General features: G+C 71.4%; 7 protein-coding genes. 1 reads left to right on the top strand and 6 read right to left on the bottom strand.

Features of this window, described 5'->3' with window-relative positions; all coding sequences use genetic code 11:
- The 6 genes from ACH4UM_RS24210 to ACH4UM_RS24185 form a co-directional block, all read right to left on the bottom strand.
- On the bottom strand, positions 1 to 2,351 hold a 2,351-nt coding region (locus ACH4UM_RS24210; RefSeq protein ID WP_398182896.1), incomplete at its 3' end, for a condensation domain-containing protein.
- Positions 2,352 to 2,358: 7 nt separating this feature from the next.
- Positions 2,359 to 10,149 carry an amino acid adenylation domain-containing protein gene (locus ACH4UM_RS24205; RefSeq protein WP_398182893.1) on the bottom strand — a complete coding sequence of 2,597 codons (7,791 nt, stop codon included), beginning with the start codon at positions 10,147 to 10,149 and terminating at the stop codon, positions 2,359 to 2,361.
- A 395-nt stretch (positions 10,150 to 10,544) separates the two neighbouring features.
- Entirely contained in the window at positions 10,545 to 10,898 is a 354-nt protein-coding gene (locus tag ACH4UM_RS24200) for an antibiotic biosynthesis monooxygenase family protein (RefSeq protein ID WP_398182890.1), read from the bottom strand.
- Positions 10,889 to 12,271, bottom strand: coding sequence for an FAD-dependent oxidoreductase (locus tag ACH4UM_RS24195; protein WP_398182887.1), 1,383 nt, complete (start codon positions 12,269 to 12,271; stop codon positions 10,889 to 10,891). The genes ACH4UM_RS24200 and ACH4UM_RS24195 overlap by 10 nt, the downstream gene beginning before the upstream one ends.
- Positions 12,272 to 12,355: 84 nt before the next feature.
- Positions 12,356 to 13,390 carry an isocitrate/isopropylmalate dehydrogenase family protein gene (locus ACH4UM_RS24190; protein ID WP_398182884.1) on the bottom strand — a complete coding sequence of 345 codons (1,035 nt, stop codon included), beginning with the start codon at positions 13,388 to 13,390 and terminating at the stop codon, positions 12,356 to 12,358.
- Between the two features lie 123 nt (positions 13,391 to 13,513).
- Positions 13,514 to 14,260: a thioesterase II family protein gene (locus ACH4UM_RS24185; RefSeq protein WP_398182933.1), complete on the bottom strand. Its 747-nt coding sequence runs from the start codon at positions 14,258 to 14,260 to the stop codon at positions 13,514 to 13,516.
- Positions 14,261 to 14,513: 253 nt separating this feature from the next.
- Between ACH4UM_RS24185 and ACH4UM_RS24180 the strand changes: the two genes are divergently transcribed.
- Positions 14,514 to 16,100, top strand: coding sequence for a (2,3-dihydroxybenzoyl)adenylate synthase (locus tag ACH4UM_RS24180; RefSeq protein ID WP_398182881.1), 1,587 nt, complete (start codon positions 14,514 to 14,516; stop codon positions 16,098 to 16,100).
- Positions 16,101 to 16,215: the final 115 nt, after the last annotated feature.

The following is a 16,215-nucleotide window of genomic DNA, read 5'->3' as shown; positions in this document are numbered from 1 at the left end:
TCGGCACGGGTGAACACCGCGCGGACCTCGCCCGGCAGGGACAGCGGCGTGTAGTCACCGGAGAGGAACACCAGGCGCAGGCCGTCGGTCCCCTCGTACCCGGAGTCCCCGGAGTCCCCGGAGTCCCCGGAGTCCCCGGAGAGCAGCGAGGCCACCTGGTTGAGGGTGGTGGGCACCGAGTCCCAGAAGGTGATCGGCTCGGTGAGCAGGACGTCGAGCAGCAGCTGGGGGTCGCGCTGCTGGGTGGCGTCCGCGATGTAGAGGCCACCACCACAGCCCAGAAGACCGAAGATGTCGAAGACGGAGAGGTCGAAGCCGAGCGAGGTGACGCACAGGCCGACGTCCTCGGGCCCGAAGCCGAAGGTGCGGTAGCACCAGTTGAGCAGGTTGTGCACGGGCCGGTGGGTGACCTCGACGCCCTTGGGCTTTCCGGTGCTGCCTGAGGTGAAGATGATGTACGCCGTGTCGTCCGGCCCGGCGACCGGCTCCGGATCGGGAAGCGACACCGGTGACGCCTCGGCCCCGTCCACCTCGACGAGCTCGACGCCGTCCGGGACCGCCCAGTGCTCGGTGTCCGAAGTGGACAGCACCATGGCCGACCCGGCGTCGGCGAGCATGCCGGCGACGCGCTCGGCCGGCAACGACGGTTCCAGGGGCAGGTAGGCCCCGCCCGCCTTGAGCACACCGAACACGGCTGCGATCATGTCCGGGCCACGGCGGATGCCGATGCCGACCACGGTCTGCGGGCCGACGCCGCGCTCCTTGAGGTCCCGGGCGATCCGGTTCGCCCGCTGGTTCAGTTCGCCGTAGGTCATGGTTCCGCCGGCCCAGCGCAACGCGACCGCGTCCGGCCGCCGCTCGGCCTGCTCCTCGAAGAGCAGGTGAATCGGTCCCGGGCAGGGGAATTCGCGGGCCGTGTCATTCCACTCGACGAGGATCTTCCGGCGTTCGTCCGCATCCAGCGGGGTGCCGGTGGTCCCCGGCTGCGCGGCCGTGCCGTCGATCGAGCCGTCCGCCCGCTGTGCGTCGGCCGGCACATCGATGGCGCCGACGGTGGCCTGCGGGTCGGCCACCACCTGCTCCACCACCCGTACGAAGCACGCCGCGATCCCCTCCACCGTCGAGCGGTCGAACAGATCGGTCGCGTACTCGATCTCCCCCACCACGGACCCGGTGGTCTCGTCCGGCGCCAGGTTGAAGAACAGGTCGAACTTCGCCGAGCCCGTAGGAACGGGCTCCATCGACACCGTCACGCCCGGCAGATCCAACTCCGGCGGCACGTTGTTCTGCCATGCGAGCACCACCTGGAACAAGGGGTGGTGCGCGGTCGACCGCTCCGGCCTCAGCAACTCAACCAAGCGTTCGAACGGCACATCCTGATGGTCATAGGCCGCGAGCGCCTTCTGCCGGACCCGTTCCAGCACCCACTCGAACGACCGCTCCGCGGTCACGTCGACCCGCAGCACCCACGTGTTGACGAAGAATCCGACCAGATCGTTCAGCGCCTCATCCGTGCGACCCGCTATCGGGGACCCGACGGTGACGTCATCATCACCCCCCAGCCGATGCAGCAACACCACCAGCGCCGCCTGGAACACCATCGACACCGTCACGCCACGAGCCCGCGCCAGTGCCTCGACCCGCGCCCGCAGGTCGCTCGAAAGCCCGATCCCGACGGCTCCGCCCCGGAAACTCGCCACCGCAGGGCGGGGCCGGTCCATCGGCAACGACAAGGACCGCGAAACCCCGGCCAACTCCTCACGCCAATATGCCGTCTGAACCGACAGGACACTGTTCGGATCGGACTCGTCCCCCAGCAGCTCCCGCTGCCACAACGCGTAGTCCGCGTACTGCACGGGCAGCTCCGGCCACTCCGGCTCCCCGCCGGCCACCCGCGCCCGGTACGCCACCGACAGATCCCGTGCCAGCGGCGCCAGCGATCCACCGTCACCGGCGATGTGGTGAATCACCAGCACCAGCAGGAACTCTTCGTCGCCGCTCTGGACGAGGCTTCCCCGCAGCGGTACGTCGTCCGACAGGTCGAACCAGCTGCTCGTGACCGAGGAGATCACTCCGGGCACCCGATCAGGGGCCACCCGGCCCCAGTCCTTCCAGGGCAGCTCGACCTCGGCCGGGTCGAGGATGCGCTGGAACGGCTCGCCGTCCACCTCGCCGAACACCGTTCGCAGGACCTCGTGGCGCACCATCACGTCATGGAACGCGGTGCGCAGCGCGGCGGTGTCGAGCGCTCCGGTGAACCGCAGGAGCAGCGGGATGTTGTACGTCGAGGAAGGGCCCTCGAAGCGGTTGATGAACCACATTCGCTGCTGCGCGTACGACAGGGGAATCATGGTGTTTTCACCTTTCGCTCATCTTGCGCAGCGGCTTTCGGGAGGAGGCCGACATCTCGTTCCAGCGGCGGGTCAGCTCGGCGACGGTGGGTGCGGTGAACAAGGTCCGGATCGGGATCTCCACCCCCAGCTCCGACCGCACCCGCGCCACCAGCCGGGTGGCCAGCAGCGAATGCCCGCCCAGGGCGAAGAAGTCGTCATCGACACCGACCCGCTCCGCCCCCAGCACCTCGGCGAACAGCGCGCACAGCACCGCCTCCCGCGGTGACTGCGGAGCCCGATACCCGTCCCCGCCGAACTCCGGCCGCGGCAACGCCGAACGATCCAGCTTCCCGTTCGGCGTCAACGGCAACTCCGCCAGCACCACCATCGCCGCCGGAATCATGTACTGCGGCAACCGCTCCCCCACGAACTCCCGCAACTGCTCCACCGGCGGCACCTCACTTCCGGACTCCGGCACCACATAGGCCACCAGCTGCCGGTCGCCGGGGTGGTCCTCGCGGGCGATGACGGTGACGTGCCGGACGGCCGGATGGCGGGTCAGGGTGTGCTCGATCTCGGCGGGTTCGATGCGGAACCCGCGCAGCTTGATCTGGTGGTCGGAACGCCCGAGGTACTCCACCTCACCCGTGCTGGTCCAGCGGGCCAGATCCCCGCTGCGATACATCCGCGCGCCCGCCGGGCCGAACGGGCTCGCCACGAACCGCTCCGCGGTCAGGCCCGGCTGGTCGTGGTAGCCACGGGCCAGGCCGTGCCCGGCGATCCAGAGATCACCGGTCACACCGGGCGGCACGGGGCGCAGGGTGCGGTCGAGGATGAGGATCCGGGTATTGGCGACGGGTCCGCCGATGGAGGGGGGCATGCCGGCAGTGCCGGGAACGAGGCGGGCGGCGGTGGCGTAGATGGTGGCTTCGGTGGGGCCGTAGAGGTTGGTGACCTCGGCGGCGAGTTTGCACAGGGTGTCGGCCAGTGACGTGGGCAGGGCCTCACCGCTGGTGATCACGCGCAGCCCGGTCAGGCAGGCCGGGGCGTGGGTGACCAGAACCTGCCAGAGCGCGGGGGTGGCCTGCATGATGGTGATACCGGCGTGGTCGATGAGGTTGAGCAGCGCCGAGGGCTGGGTGATGTCGTCCTTGCCGGCGAGCACCACCCGGGCCCCGGCCAGCAGCGGCAGGAACAGTTCCAGCGCGGCGATGTCGAACGCGACGGTGGCGACTGCCAGCAGCCGGTCGTCCGGTGACAGCGAGAACCGCTCCTGCATACCGGTGAGCAGGTTGAGCAGGGCGCCGTGCTCGATGGCCACGCCCTTGGGTTTTCCGGTGGAGCCGGAGGTGTAGATGGTGTAGGCGGCGTGGTGGAAGGCGACCGCGGCCCGTGGGTCGTGGGCGGGATGGGCGGACAGGTCCACCTCGGCCAGCCGCCGCGGGTCCAGCACCAGCACCGGTGAGCTGTCCTCGACCACGGCCCGCACCCGGGCGGACGGATAGTCCGGGTCCACCGGCACATAGGCACCACCGGCCTTCCACACCGCCAGCAACGCCACGACCAGGTCGACCGAGCGGGGCAGCAGCACCACGACCCGCGACTCCGGCCCCACGCCCTGCCCGATCAGCCAGTGCGCCAGCCGGTTGGCCCGCTCGTTCAGCTCCCGGTAGGTCAGCCGGTGACCGTCGAACTCGACGCAGACCGCGTCCGGCGTCGCCGCCGCCTGCTCGGCGATCAGCTCGGGAACGGTCCGTTCGGGCAGTGCGGCGGCGGTGTCGTTCCAGCCGTGCAGCACCCGCTCCCGCTCCGCGTCGAAGAGCACGTCGATCGCGCCGACGGTGGTCTCCGGGTCGGCGGCGAACTGCCGCAGCACCCGGATCAGCCGGTCGGCGATCACCTCCACCGCGGCCTGCTCGAAGGCGTCTCGCCGGTACTGGAAGGAGATCCGCAGCAGCGGGTCGGCCGCCGCGATCACGGTCAGCGGGTAGTGCGGTGGGGCGTACGGGCGGATGCCGGTCACCGCCAGCTCCGCCGACGCGCCGGCCGCCGAGAGGCCGGCGCGATCGACGGGGAACGACTCGAACACCACGAGGGTGTCGAACAGCGCGCTCAGTCCGGTCGACCGCTGGATGTCGGCGAGCCCGAGGTGGTGATGGTCCAGCAGCCTCGCCTGGGCGTCCTGCAGCCGCTCCAGCAGCTGCCGGAGGCCGTCGGCGGGCGTGCACCGCACGCGCACCGGCACCGTGTTGATGAACAGGCCGATCATCGCGTCCACACCCGGCAGTTCGGACGGCCGGCCGGCGACCGTGGCACCGAACAGCACGTCCTCGCGACCGGTCAGCCCGGCGAGCACGACGGCCCACGCGCCCTGCACCAGGGTGTTCGGGGTGACGCCCCACTCGGCGGCCCGACGCGCCAGCCTGGTGGCGTCCTCGCCGGTCAGCGCCGCGTCGACCTGCCCGCTGCCACTGCCACTGCCACTGCCACTGCCACTGCCACTGCCGGCCGAGCGTGCCGTGGGCACCAGCAGGGTCGGCTCCGCCACGCCGGCCAGCTCCGCGGCCCACGTCTGTGCCGACCCTGCCGGATCCTGCCGTGACAGCCACCGCAGGAAGTCCCGGTAGCCATGGGGGCGCGGCGGGTCGGCTGCGTGGCCGCCGGCCGCGTACAGGTCCATCAGTTCCCGCTCGATCAGCGGTACCGACCAGCCGTCGAGCAGCACGTGATGGGCGGTGAGAGCAAGCTCCGCCCGTTCCGGTCCCAGCGTGACAAGGGTGAGCCGGAGCAGTGGTGGGCGGTCGGGACGGAAGCGGGCGTCCCGCTCCTCGGCGAGGACCTCCTCGAGCCGCGCCTCGGCCTCGGGTTCGCCGCTGAGGTCCACGTGGCGCCAGTGCAGCGGGAGATCGTCCACCACGATCTGTACGGGCTCGCCGGTGGCGCTCGGCACGAACGCCGCCCTCAGGTTCGGGTGCCGGTCGAGCAGGACCTGGCCCGCGGCACGCAGGCGCGTCACGTCCACCGGGCCGCTGAGCCGGAACACGAACTGCGTCTGGTAGGCCTCGGAGGCCGTGTCCGCGACCATCGTGTGGAACAGCAGGCCGGCCTGCAGCGGGGTGAGCGGCCACACGTCGCCCACCTGGCCGAACCGCCGCTGCCAGGTGTCCAGTTCGGCCTGGCCGACGTTCACCAGCGGCACATCGGACGGGGTCAGCCCCTTCGCGCCGGTCGTGACCAGGGCGTGCAGGCCGCGCAGGGCGGCGCACCAGGTGCCGGCCAGGTCGCGGACCTCTTCGGCGGTCAGCACGCCGGTGGCGAAGGTGAACAGGGCGGTGAGCCGCGCACCGTCCCCGGAGTCGGTCACCAGGGAGTTGAGCTCCAGTGCGCAGGGCGCCGGCATGCCGGGGTCGGGTGCCGCGACGAGTTCGGCGCATTCCGGTGCGGGTGCCCATCCGGTGCCGCGTTCCGGCCCGGGCCCCGTGAAGGAGAAACGGCCCAGGAAGTTGAAGCCGATCTCGTCCGCCGGGTACCGGCGCAGCACCGCCGCGGTCTCGTCGTTGAGGTAGCGCAGCAGGGTGTAGCCGATGCCCTGGTCGGGCAGTTCGCGGCGCTGCTGCTTCACGCGCTTGAGCGCGTCACCGGCGGCCGCTCCCCCGGCGATCGCCTCGTCGACGTCGATTCCGGTGATGTCGAACCGGACCGGGTGGACGGTGGTGAACCAGCCGGCCGTGCGGGACAGGTCCGCGCCCGGGACGAGCTCCTCCTGCCGGCCGTGCCCTTCCAGGCGTACGACCGTGGCGCCGTCGGTCATGCCCCGCCGCTGCCGGGCCAGCGCCAGGACGAGGGCCGTCAGCAGCACGTCGTCGGCGCCGCCGCGGTACGCCGCCGGCACCGAGGTGAGCACGGCGTCGGTGAGGTCGGTGGGGAGCTGTATGCGAACCGTCTCCGTCGTCGCGGTGAGGTCCCGCTCCGGATCGAGCGGCCGGGAGCCGATCGCGGCGACGGGGGCGGCGAGCATGTCGCGCCACAGCGACACCTCCGCCGCCCGGCCGGGCCGTATCGCCTCGTCGGCCAGGGCGCGCAGCCACCGGCGCAGGGACGTCCCCACCGCGGGCAGCGCCGGCGCCTCGCCGGTCCGGACCTGCCGCCAGGCCTCCGCCAGGTCGGGGAGCAGCACCCGCCACGACATCCCGTCGACGACCAGATGGTGCGCCGCGACCAGCAGCCTTCCGGGGCCGCCGGTCGTCGGCTCGAACCAGACCAGCCGGAGCATGCGGCCGGCCGAGGCTTCGATGTGGTGTACCGCCTCGGCCGCCTCGGCGCGCAGCAGTGTCTGCCAGGCCTGGCCGGTCCAGTCCCCCGGGCAGCCGACCCGCTTGACGAGCCCGGCGGCGTCGAGCGAGCCGGGCGGGTGCAGCAGCAGGCCGTCGTCCGTCAGTCGTGAGCGCAGCACGTCGTGCCGGTCGAGGACGGCGCGCACCGTCGCGGTGAGGCCGTCGGGATCCAGGTCGGCGGGCACTTGAAGCACCAGCCACTGGGCGAGCCCGTCCAGTCCGGGGCCGCGCTCGGCGTGGAGCCGTGCCATCGGCGGCAGCGGCAAAAGGCCGACGCCGCCGCCGTGGAGTTCGGCGAGTTGCGACGGGGCGGTGTCGCGTGTCGCGGCCGCGGCCAGCGCGGCGACGGTGCGGCACTCGAACACGGTGCGCGGGCTGAGCGCGAGGCCGCTGGTGCGGGCGCGGGCCACCACCTGTATCGCCCGGATGCTGTCGCCGCCGAGGGTGAAGAAATCGTCGTCCACCCCGATCCGGCTCAACCCGAGCACCTCGGCGAACGCGGCCGCCAGGATGCGTTCCTCGACGGTCCCGGGCGGCCGGTGGGGCCGCCCGGCGAACTCCGGCTCGGGCAGCCCGGCCCGGTCCAGCTTGCCGTTCGCACTCAGCGGGAGCCGGTCCAGCGGGACGAAGGCGGCGGGTACCAGGTGGGCGGGCAGCCGGGCCGCGACGAAGCCCCGTAACTCGGCGATGTCCAGCCCGGCGTGGAGGTCCCAGTCCACGCCGGCCTTGCCGATGCTGCCGGAGGTCGTCGGCACCACGTAGGCGACGAGTTGTACGGCCCCGTCGGCGCCGCGGCCGGGCCGGGCGAGGACCGCTGCCCGGACCACCCCGGGGTGCTCGGCCAGCGTCGCCTCGATCTCCTGGGGCTCGACCCGGAAGCCGCGGATCTTCACCTGGTGATCGGCGCGTCCCGCGAACTCCAGCTCGCCGTCGGCGTTCCAGCGCGCCAGGTCGCCCGTCCGGTACATGCGCCGCCCGGCCGGGCCGAACGGGCAGGCGACGAAGCGCTCCGCGGTCCGGGCCGAGCGGTCGTGGTAGCCCCGGGCGAGCCCGGCGCCCGCGATGTACAGGTCGCCGGTCACTCCGGGCGGGACCAGCCGAAGCCTGCTGTCGAGCACGTACAGCGCCGTGTTCCAGATCGGTGTGCCGATCGGTACGGTGCTCGCCCCTGGCCGGTACTGCCACGCGGTGACGTCCACCGCCGCCTCGGTCGGCCCGTACAGGTTGTGCAGGGGCACGCCGAGCACCTCGTGGAACCGCGCGGCGAGCTCGGCGGGCAGCGCTTCGCCGCTGCAGATGACGCGGCGCAGGCCGGTGCAGGCGGCCGCAGCCTCGTCGTTGACGAACTCGGCGAGCATCGACGGGACGAAGTGCAGCGTGGTGACCCCGGCCCGCCGGATCAGGTCGGCGAGGTAGGCCGGGTCGCGGTGGCCGTCCGGCCGGGCCACCACGAGGGTGGCGCCGGTGATCAGCGGCCAGAAGAACTCCCAGACCGACACGTCGAAGGAGGCCGAGGTCTTCTGCAGGACCCGGTCGGAGCCGTCCAGCCGGTGGCGTTCCTGCATCCACAGCAGACGGTTGACGATCGCGGCGTGTGTGATGACGGCGCCCTTGGGCCGTCCGGTCGATCCCGACGTGTAGATCATGTACGCCGGATGCTCGGCGCGGGGCCGGGCGATCGCGGCGGGCCCGTCGGTCAGCGGGGCCTCGTCGACCGTGATCAGGGGGATGTCCGTGCGGGGCAGTAGGTCCGCGGTGCCCTTGACCGTCAGGAGCAGCGCCGGCCTCGCGTCGGCGAGCATGAACTCCACGCGGGCGGCGGGATAGTCCGGGTCGACCGGGACGTAGGCGGCACCCGCCTTGAGTACCGCGACCAGTGCGACGACCAGCTCAAGGGAGCGGGGAATCGCGACCGCGACGAACCGTTCGGGCCCCACTCCTTCCTGGATCAGCATGCGGGCCAGCCGGCCGGACCGGTCGGCCAGCTCCCGGTACGTCAGACAGGTGTCCTCGAAGGTCACCGCGATCGCGTCCGGGGTGGAACCGGCCTGCCGGTCGAGCAGTTCCGTCAGTGTCGCGGCCGGCAGGGTGACCGTGGGTCCGGCGTACTCGGTCAGCAGCGCGTGGTGTTCGGCGGTGCTGAGTACGGAGACCTGCCCGACCGGGGCGCGCGGGTCGGCCAGGGCCGTCCGTAAGAACGTCACGAACCTGCCGGCGAGTCCGGCGATGTCCTGGTCGTCGTACGCCGGCCGCGGGGCGTCGAAGCGGACGAACAGGTCGCTGTCGGCTCCGCCGTCGGTGTAGACGCAGACCATGATCTCGTCGACCACGCCGAAGGTGCCGCCGGCGAACCGCGCCACGCTGCCCGCGAGGTCGAGCGTCTCGACGAAGGGAATCACGTTGACGACGGCGCCGAACGGGCTGCGCGCGTCGCCGGCATGGCCGGTTGCCCGCTTGATCAGGGAGACATCGTGTCTGGCGTGCCGCAGCACGCGTCGCCGCTCCCGGCCGAGCGCCTCGGCCAGCTCCACGAAGTCGGCCGCGGGCGCCACCTCCACCTGCAGCGGCAGCCGGTTCGAGAGCAGACCGAGCGATCGCCGCTGGGCGCCGATGCGGTGGTTGACGGTGATGGTCAGCAGCGGCCTGGGCAGACCGCACATGTGTCGCAGGAACGCGGTGGCCGCCGAGGCGATCAGGTCCGGCACGCTGGTCTCCACCGCGTCGGCGGTGCGCCCCCAGGCGGCGAGTTCGGCGGCCGGGATCGTCGCGGTGCGGGTGGTCATCCCCTGCTGCTCGGTGAGCCCGTCCCAGTACCCGGCCTCGGTGGCGGGTGCGTCGGCGGCCGGGCGGATCCCGGTGGGAAGCCGCGCCGCGGTCGGCTCGCCGGCGACGTAGTCCCGCCAGAACCGCTCGGCGTCGGCGAACCGTTCGGATGCCCGGTACGCGGCGTCCTTCTCCGACGCGTCGCCCGGTGGGTTCGCGGGACGCTCCGGTACGGCGGAACCCGAGTGCATCGCACGGTAGATTTCCGCGATCCGCTGGGACAGCAGCGTGAGGACGCCGAACGCGTCGGTGAGGATGTGGTGGAAGACGAGAACCACGAGGTGGTGGGTGCCGCTCAGCCGGATCGATCCGATCCGGAAGAGCGCGTCCCGGCCCAGGTCGAACGGCCGGCGCACGAGCTCGGCGACGATGGCGCGTGCCGCGTCGGCGGGGTCGTCGGTGTCGCTCACGTCGACGCGGAAGGGCTCCCACGCTTCGGGGTCCCGGGCGACCAGCCGCAGCCCGTCGTCGCCGCGGCTGAAGTTCACCGTCAGCGTTCCAGCCTCGGCCACGGCCACCCGCAGTGCCGCGGTGAGGAGGGAAACGTCCAGGTCGCCGTCGACGTCCCACAAGGTCGCCACGTTGTTCGGTGTGTCCGGAGCGAGCTCCTGCGCAAGCCACATGGCCTCCTGCGCAGACGTAACACCGGTACAGCCCATCCGGACTTCCCCCCCGAAAACGTGGTAACCAGGTCAACGGCCACTCGTCGTGCTCGATAGTCGTCGCGGCCCTGGAGGCTGATCAACCGGTGTGAAAGAAGTTGGCCAGAGACCGAAACAGAACTGGCCAGAGATCCAAAAGGAATTGGCCAAGGGTCCAAACGTAATTGGCCAAAGGTCGGCACACGGCCGAACGACAAGCCGGTGCCGGGGATCCGCGAGCCGGCCGATGAACACGGGCAGGGCCGTGCTGCTCCATCACATCGTCACGGGCCACGCCACGGCCGGGGTGCCGGCCGGATGCGCCGTCGATCGTACGCCCGTGCGGCCCGGACGAGGACGGGCAGCGGGTCGAGCAGTGCAACGGCCGGCCACGCCCACCGCCGGGTCACCCCCTACCGCGGCTCGTCCGACGGTGGGCCGTCCGACGACTCAACCGCGGCCCCGGCATCGTGGGAGCTGGTCCGGATCACCTCGGCCACGGTCAACTCATAAGAGGAGTACCACCGTTCACGGCCCATCCGCTGCGCCACCTGGTGCTCGGGGTCGGCACGCCACTTGTCCAGGGTTGCCGCGTCCCGCCACGTGACGACCGCGAGGCGCTCACCGTCCTCCCCCGTGTAGTGCTTGACCTCCATCAGATCGGACCCGGCGATGGCGCGGACCCGCTCCCGCATGTGCTCCTCGGTGGCGTAGTAGTCCTCGCCCGCCTCATCGGAGAGGCGCGACTTGAACAGGATCACGAACATCCGGAGTCCTCCAGGGTGACTGTGTTCGGGGTGAGGGGCGGTGTGCAGGCACGCAGCCGGCTGTCGGAAGCCGTGACGAGCTCCGCGCCGTACCGGCCGAGGAGGCTCTCCACGAGGCGGTCCAGGCGCCGGTCGTTCCTCAGCACCGAGGCGTAGCTCTCCTCGGTGAAGGCGCACTGCTCGTACAGGGGCACGAACCGGTCGGGAAAGAGGTCGCCGAGACGCTTCCGCAGGACTCCCCTGGCGTGGGCGGTCGCCTCCTGCGGCGGGTTGGCCATGGTGTGGTAGTGCTGGTAGGAGAGGTGGGAGATCGCATCGGCGTCCTCGATCCGCGACTTCTCATAGGCGGCCAGGGCCGCCGTCCAGTCCTCGGTGGAGTCGAGGCAGGTGACGAGGGTGCGGGCGTCCTCGAAACCGCAGTTCATGCCGTGGCCCATGAAGGGGGCCATCGCGTGACAGGCGTCTCCGAGCAGCGCGAACGTGTCCTGCCAGACCCATCGGTCGCAGCGTACGACCGTGAGCGTGGAGACGGACTTGGTGGCGAGCTGTCCGGCGATGTCCGGGATGGCGGCGGTCGGTTCGGGGAAGCGGTCGGCGAACACCTCGAACAGGTCCCGGCCGCCGTCGGCCGTGGCGTAGGAGGGCGCCGGCCCTTCGAGGCGCATGAACAGGGAGCCGGAGTACTCCCCCGACGGCATGGGGAACGCGGCGAACAACGCGTCACCGGTCGGCCAGTAGTGCATGGTCCTGCTGTCGAGCCAGCCGCCCGGCACATCGATCTCCTGATAGGCCAGCTCGAGATTCCGCACCTGTGCCGGTGCGGTGCGGGCGGCCAGCGCGGCACGGGCCGTGGAATGGGCGCCGTCGCAGCCGAGGACGCGGCGACACGTCAACCGCCGCCGACCGTGGTGGTCTTCCACGAGCACGGCCGGTTCGTCCAGCTCCACGGAGCGCACCCGCTGCCCGAAGCGTATGCGTACGCCCAGAGTCGCCTCGGCGGCGTCCAGCAGGATGTGATGCAGCCGCTCACGCTCCACCGACCAGATGGGCTGCCCGTCCCGGCTGTAGGGGGTGACGTGGGAGCTGCCGTCGGGCAGGTGCGCGCAGCGCCCGTGCAGGGGGACGCATATCTCCCGCACCGCCCGAGCGAGACCCAGGTCCGACAGTACGCGCCAGCCGCGCGCGGACAGCATCACCGTGAGGGACCGTCCCTGTCCGCCGGCACCGCGGCGCGGGTCCCCCCGCTTCTCCACGATCGTGACCGGACCGAACCGGGGGGCGAGATACATGGCCGTGACCGCACCGACCAGGCCGCCCCCCACGATGACGATCTCGGGATTACGCTCCGCGCGGCCCTCGTCGTTTCCGTGCATGGCATCGCCGTCCCCTCGACTGACCTTCATTCCGCCGACCACCGTCGTTCCGCGTCGCATTCCGGGCAGGGAATTCGTCAGGGCCTAGGGCTGCCCCAGTTCCGCCAGAACCACGGCGCCCACCTCCTTCGTGCTCAGGGACCCGCCGAGGTCGGGGGTGACTCTTCCGGCCTCGACGGCGGCTGCGACTGCCCGGCGAACGGCGCCGGCCTCGCCGGCACGGCCCATGTGCTCGATCAGCAGCGCCACGGAGAGAATGGCGGCGAACGGATTGGCGACCCCGGTCCCCGCGATGTCGGGCGCGCTGCCGTGTACGGGCTCGAAGAGACCGTGCCCGGTGGCGGGGTTGAGATTGGCCGACGCCGCCACGCCGAGCCCGCCCGCGAGGGCGGCGGTGAGATCGCTCAGGATGTCCCCGTAGGAATTGTTCGTGACGATGACGTCGAAGGCGGTCGGATCGGTCGCCAGCTTCATCGCGGCGGCGTCCACGTAGAGATGTGACGTGTCGAACTGCGGGTGCCGCGCGACCGCCTCGTGCCAGCAGCGCTGCCACAACTGCCCGCCGTTCCGGACCGCGTTGGCCTTGTCCACCAGGCACACCGACCGTCGCGCCACGGAGAAGGCGAATTCCATGATGCGCGACACACCGTGATGGGTGCTGAGGTCCACGTCGATGGCGATCTCCTGCGGGGATCCCATCCGTGTGCTGCCGCCGACGCCGCTGTACAGTCCTTCGGTGTTCTCCCTGACGATCACACAGTCGATCGCGCGTCGCGCTTCGTCACGCAGGGGGCTGAGCCTGTCGTGCCACAGCCGCGCGGGCCGGTAATTGGCGTAGAGGTCGAGTTCGAGGCGCAGTGTGGACAGCACGCTCCGTACGTATCCGGTGTCGCTCAGCCGGGGATCCCCGACCGCACCGAGCAGCGTCGCCTCGCTGGTCCGGATCCGGTCGAGATCGGCCTCGGCCAGGGCACCCCCGGTGCGCAGGTACCTTTCCGCGTTCACGTGGTCGAGGACATCCATCCGCACACCGAGTGCGAGAGTCTCAAGAATGTCCAGCGCCGGTTCGATCACTTCCGGCCCGATACCGTCACCGGGAATCACGGTGATCGTCTTCAAAGCGGCACCCCCGCCATGAGGTCACTGGCCCGGCGACTGTGCCCGCCTCTTCTCCTGTTCACCGGCGCTCCATGGCGTTCGGGCACATGAGCCCGCACCGCCCGCACCGTTCTCCGGCGCCGCTCACGCCGGGCCCCGGCGCACGACGTCCGCGACCAGTTCCCCGACGCCGGTTGCCACGTGGAAGTGCCCTCCCGGCCGCACGCTCAGCGTGAACTCACCGGAGGTGACGCGCGCCCACTGCGCCAGTCGCGCCTCGTCCACCAGCGGGTCGCCCACACCGTGATAGCAGTGCACCGGGCAGGACAGCGGCGGGGTCCCGGGGCGGGGCCGGTAGGTGGCATGGGCCCGCAGGTCCGAGCGCAGCGTCGGCAGCAGGAGTTCGCGCAGCTCGGCGCTCTCGGCGATACCGGGTTCGATGCCGCCCAGCCCGCACAGCGTCGCCCAGAACTCGTCGTCGGGTGCCAGGTGGATGCTGTCACCGCCCTCGGTTCCGGGCGGGAGCGCGGCGGACACGCAGAGCCTTCGCGGCTCCTCGCCCGCGTCCCGCAGTACCAAGGCGGTCTCGTAGGCCACCAGCGCGCCCAGACTGTGCCCGAAGAGCACGTGTTCGCTCGGGGGGAGCCGCAGCAGTTCCGCCGCGGCGCGGCCGGCCATCGCGGTCACATCGTCCATGGGTGGCTCCCCGAACCTGTCACCGCGGCCGGGGTACTGGACGGCCACGAGCGACACCCCGGGAGGCAGCGCGGCGGGCCACTCGCTGAATGCGGTCGCCGACCCGCCGGAATGCGGGAAGCACACCACACGAACGTCGGGACGGTCGACGGCGGCCAGAGACCGCACCCAGCCCCGTTCCCGTATCCGGCTCATCATCTCCGCCTTCCTCGTCGGCCGTCGCGTCACCGGTCCCATGGTTTCCACTCCATGCGAAATCACGGAGTCCGCGAAAGATGTCGGCAAGACATCAGCGGCGCCGCGTGGTCGGCCCATGACGATGCGAGGGACAAGGAGGATCCCGGATGAGCCCGTCGCCCGGCCTCACCGGCCCGGTCCACCGGCGTCCCCGTTGGTTTCCGTCCGCGGTCGACCTCCTGAAAGGGACCTCCTGAAAGGGAAAGCCATCATGCTCGAGGGTTTTGTGCCCTGGCCCGGCCGGCTGGCGGCGGACCTGCGCCGGACGGGAGTCTGGCTCGGCCGGCCGATCGGTGACCTGCTGCACGAATCCTGCCGACGGCATGCCGACCGCGTGGCCGTGGTCTGCGGCGAGCGCAGGATGACCTACGCGGAGCTGTCCGGACGGGCCGACCGGCTGGCGGGCGGCCTGATCGAACTGGGCATCAGACCGCTCGACCGGGTGGTCGTACACCTGCCCAACATCCCCGAGTTCGTCATCCTGGTCTTCGCCCTGCTGCGCGCCGGAGCCATCCCGGTCCTGGCGCTGCCCGGCCACCGCAAGGCCGAGATATCCCACATGTGTGCCCATTCCGGTGCGGTGGCCTACGCCGTGAAGGACGAGTTCGGCGGATTCGACTTCCGCGAGCTCGCCCGGGAGATCCCCTCCGTGCCGCACGTGCTCGTCAGCGGCGACGCCCAGGAGTTCACCGCACTGGAGTCGCTGGGCAGCGAGGGCGTCCCGCTGCCCCGCGTGGACCCGTCCGATCCGGCGCTGTTCCTGCTGTCCGGGGGCACCACCGGACTGCCGAAACTGATCCCCCGGACCCATGACGACTACGTCTACGTGATGCGGGCCACCGCGGAAGCGATGCGCGTCGGCCCGGACTTGGCCTATCTCGCCGTCAATCCCGTCGCGCACCAGGCGGCGCTCGCCTGTCCGGGTGTGCTCGGCAGTCTCCTGCTGGGCGGCAAGGCGGTCCTCACGTCGAGTGTGCGTCCCGACGAGGTGTTCCCGCTGATCCGTCGCGAGGGCGTCACCGTGACCACGCTCGTGCCCTCCGTACTGCGGTTGTGGGCCGACTCAGGACGGCAGCCCGGCGAACTGTCCGGACTGCTCATCCAGGTCGGCAGCGCCCCGCTCGACCCGGCACTCGCGAGTCGGGCGGGTCAGGTCCTCGGGTGCCGGATCATGCGGTGGTACGGCATCAGCGAGGGTCTGCTGACCCACACCAGGCTCGACGATCCGGACGAGGTGGCCGTGAACACGGACGGACGGCCCATGTCGCGGGCCGACGAGGTCCGGATCGTCGACGAGTCCGGGAAGACCGTGCCCGACGGGGAGGCCGGCGAGATGGAGGTACGGGGTCCGTACACGATCCGGGGGTACTACCGGGCTCCCGAGGAGAACGCCCGTGCGTTCACGCCGGACGGCTTCTTCCGGACCGGCGATCTCGTCCGGCGCAGGCCGGACGGCAACATCATGATCGTCGGAAGGATCAAGGACGTCATCAACCGGGCCGGTGAAAAGGTGTCGGCGGAGGAGGTGGAGCGGCAACTGCGCACCCACCCGGCCGTACAGGACGCGGCCGTGATCGGTGTGGCGGACACCGTGCTCGGCGAGCGGACGTACGCGTTCGTCGTGCTGACCGAGGCGGATGTCCGGACGTCCGCGATGAAGGAGTTCCTCCGGGAGCGCGGCCTGGCCACGTACAAGATCCCCGACCGGCTGGTCCCGGTCGCCCGGCTGCCGCGCACCCCGATGGGCAAGGTGGACAAGAAGGCGCTGCGCGCGCTTGCCGCCGCGTCGGCAAGGTGACCGGCCCGGGGTACCGCCGTCTCCTCGGCCGGCCGTTCCTGATACGCACCGGCCCTCGCGCCCGTCCGGAGCGGCAGGCCCGGGAACCGTGCCGAGACAGGTCCCGGGCCTGCCG

This window comes from Streptomyces sp. NPDC020801, from assembly GCF_044334385.1.
GTDB lineage: Bacteria > Actinomycetota > Actinomycetes > Streptomycetales > Streptomycetaceae > Streptomyces.
Note: the sequence above shows the minus strand (reverse complement) of the source record. Positions and strands in the feature narration are given on the sequence as shown.